This window comes from Oleiphilus sp. HI0086, from assembly GCF_001635225.1.
In genome coordinates this window covers 1-2,616 of sequence record NZ_LWFZ01000819.1, presented here as the reverse complement: position 1 = coordinate 2,616, position 2,616 = coordinate 1, and the positions used below count along the sequence as shown (strand labels likewise).

Sequence of the window (2,616 nt, the reverse complement as noted above, 5' to 3'; positions counted from 1 at the left end):
GAATTATTTTTTTTACGCCAAACACAGACAATCCTATTAATGAATAACCACTACAAACGCATAATATCGTTATATAAAGCTAGAGACATAAGTATCAATATAAATGACACCCCTACTTTTAAACCCAACACCTGCCATTTCTCAGATAGTGGTTCGCCTTTTACAGCTTCGATCAAATAGTAAAAAATATGCCCTCCATCCAAGACAGGAATGGGCAGTAAATTTAAGATTCCTAAGCTTACGCTTAATAAAGCTAGAAAACGCAAAAACTCTTCAGAACCTGACTCGATAGACTCACTTGCTACTTGAGCGATGGTTATCGGGCCACTCAGGTTATCAAGAGAAATTAAGCCCATAATCATCTTCTTGATCGCGTTAAGTGTCATAACACAATCAGCCCAAACTTGTTCACTCGCCTGCATCAGGGATTCAAGAGGACCGTAGCTTATCGTTCTTATCATCTCTTTCGGGTAAGTAAAGGGCTGAACACTGACTCCTAAACGACCAACCGAGGCACCGTCTTCACGTATAAATACTTCTGGTCTAAGTGACAGAGTCTCGACAATAAGCCCATTGTTTTCTCCACTCCTCTCAACCTTAACGACAACATCTTTTTCAGCAGAGACTTTGATTACATCGACAAAAGCAAACCAGTCTTCAATAACTTTACCGCCGGCCTCAATTACTTTATCGCCCGCTTTTAAGCCACCCTGTTCAGCCGGACTATCGGCTAAGACACTCCCCATTACTGCGGGAACAGGCGGCTTTAATGGGTGGACACCTAAGTCCTTAAGCAGTCCATGTGGCTCACGGTCCAACATCCAGTTTTCAACACTTAATGTATAACCATCAGCAGTGTCACTAGCACCAGCCTTAGCGAATAATTCAATATCACCGCTGTCGCCGATACGGTTCACTAAAGCCATACTGACAGAGCGCCAACTCAGAGTATCTCGCCCATCCACCTGAGTTATTTCAAGACCAGGATACAAACCAGCCCTTGCTGCAACGGACTCCTGATCAATTTCACCTATTGTTGGAGTCAAGGCACTGAAGCCAATAATGAACATCAGCCAGTAAGCTGCAATAGCAAATAGAAAGTTCGCGATAGGGCCTGCTGACACTATCGCAATACGCTGCGAGACAGGCTTGCGATTAAAAGCATAAGGAAGCAAAGCGGTTTCTACAGGGGCTTCGCGTTCGTCAAGCATCTTGACGAAGCCACCTAAAGGAATACTAGCAATGGCAAACTCGGTTCCATCCTTGTTTTTCCACATAAAAATCGGGCGCCCAAAGCCTACTGAAAATCGTAGGACCTTGACACCACAACGCTTGGCAACCCAGTAATGTCCATATTCATGGATCGTAACTAGAATACCAAGCGTAATAATTAGCGAGAGTATGGTCTGAATCAGTGTCATTAAATATACTGGCTCATCTTCATTAAGGCCGTTTCTTCTTCATTATTTGCTGTTGAGCTATAACTCTAGCCTCTTCATCAACAGACAATATCTGATTAACTGATGTTATTGGAGCGATTGAGGCATCTTCTAATGTTGACGCAATAATATCAGGGATAGCAGTAAAGGAGACATTACCTTTTAGAAAGGACGCGACAGCAACTTCATTCGCAGCATTTAAGACCGTACACGCAGTACCACCAACATCAAAAGCCTCTTGAGCCAACTTAAGGCAGGGAAAGTTTTCAAGATCAGGCTTTTCAAAGTTTAGTTGAGCAACTTCAAATAAGTCTAATGAAATGGCACCTGAGGCAATTCTTTCGGGCCACGCCAAGCCATAGGCAATTGGTGTACGCATATCGGGGCTTCCCATTTGCGCTATGACCGAGCCATCCAAGTATTCAACCATGGAATGAACAATACTCTCAGGATGAACATGAACCTCGATATCTTTCGGACTGATATCGAACAACCAACACGCTTCGATTAGCTCCAAACCCTTATTCATAAGCGTGGCAGAATCTACTGAGATTTTACTTCCCATCTGCCAGTTTGGGTGTGCGCAGGCCTGTTCTGGCGTCACCGTACTAAGGCGATCACGAGACCACCCCCTGAAAGGCCCACCTGAGGCAGTGAGCAATACACGCTGCACTTCTCGTTCTAAAGACTGGCCACACTGATAGGAACCAGGAAGACATTGAAATATCGCGTTGTGCTCGCTATCGATAGGCAATAGCGTTGCACCTGAACGACTCACCTCTTCCGTAAAGAGCTGGCCAGACATAACTAAGGACTCTTTATTCGCTAGTAAAACTTTCTTACCTTTTCTAGCAGCAGCAAGGTTCGCCTCTAGCCCGGCTGCACCAACGATTGCAGCCATGACGACATCAACATCATCATGTGCGGACACACATTCCAGAGACTCCGCACCTGCCAAAACTTTGATATCAGAAGCATGTTTTAGCAACTCACCCTGCAAGCATTGCGCAGCATCTTCATCCACCATAACCGCAATACTTGGGGAGTGCTTCAAACACAGAGCTAGCATTTGCTCGACACTGCGATGCGCCGTCAGAGCAAATACCCGATACCTGTCTGGGTGCCGACTAATCACGTCGAGCGTGTTTAGACCAATAGAGCCGGTCGCCCCCAAGAC

General features: G+C 45.3%; 2 protein-coding genes. Both read right to left on the bottom strand.

Translation table 11 applies throughout. The features are described 5' to 3' along the window. Nucleotides 1–50: 50 nt before the first annotated feature. A complete protein-coding gene (rseP, locus tag A3756_RS14680; protein WP_068553758.1) occupies nt 51–1,421 on the bottom strand; it encodes an RIP metalloprotease RseP in 1,371 nt (456 codons plus the stop codon). 22 nt (nt 1,422–1,443) lie between these two features. Beyond that, the coding region (gene ispC, locus A3756_RS14675) for a 1-deoxy-D-xylulose-5-phosphate reductoisomerase (protein ID WP_068553757.1) at nt 1,444–2,616 on the bottom strand (1,173 nt) is incomplete at its 5' end.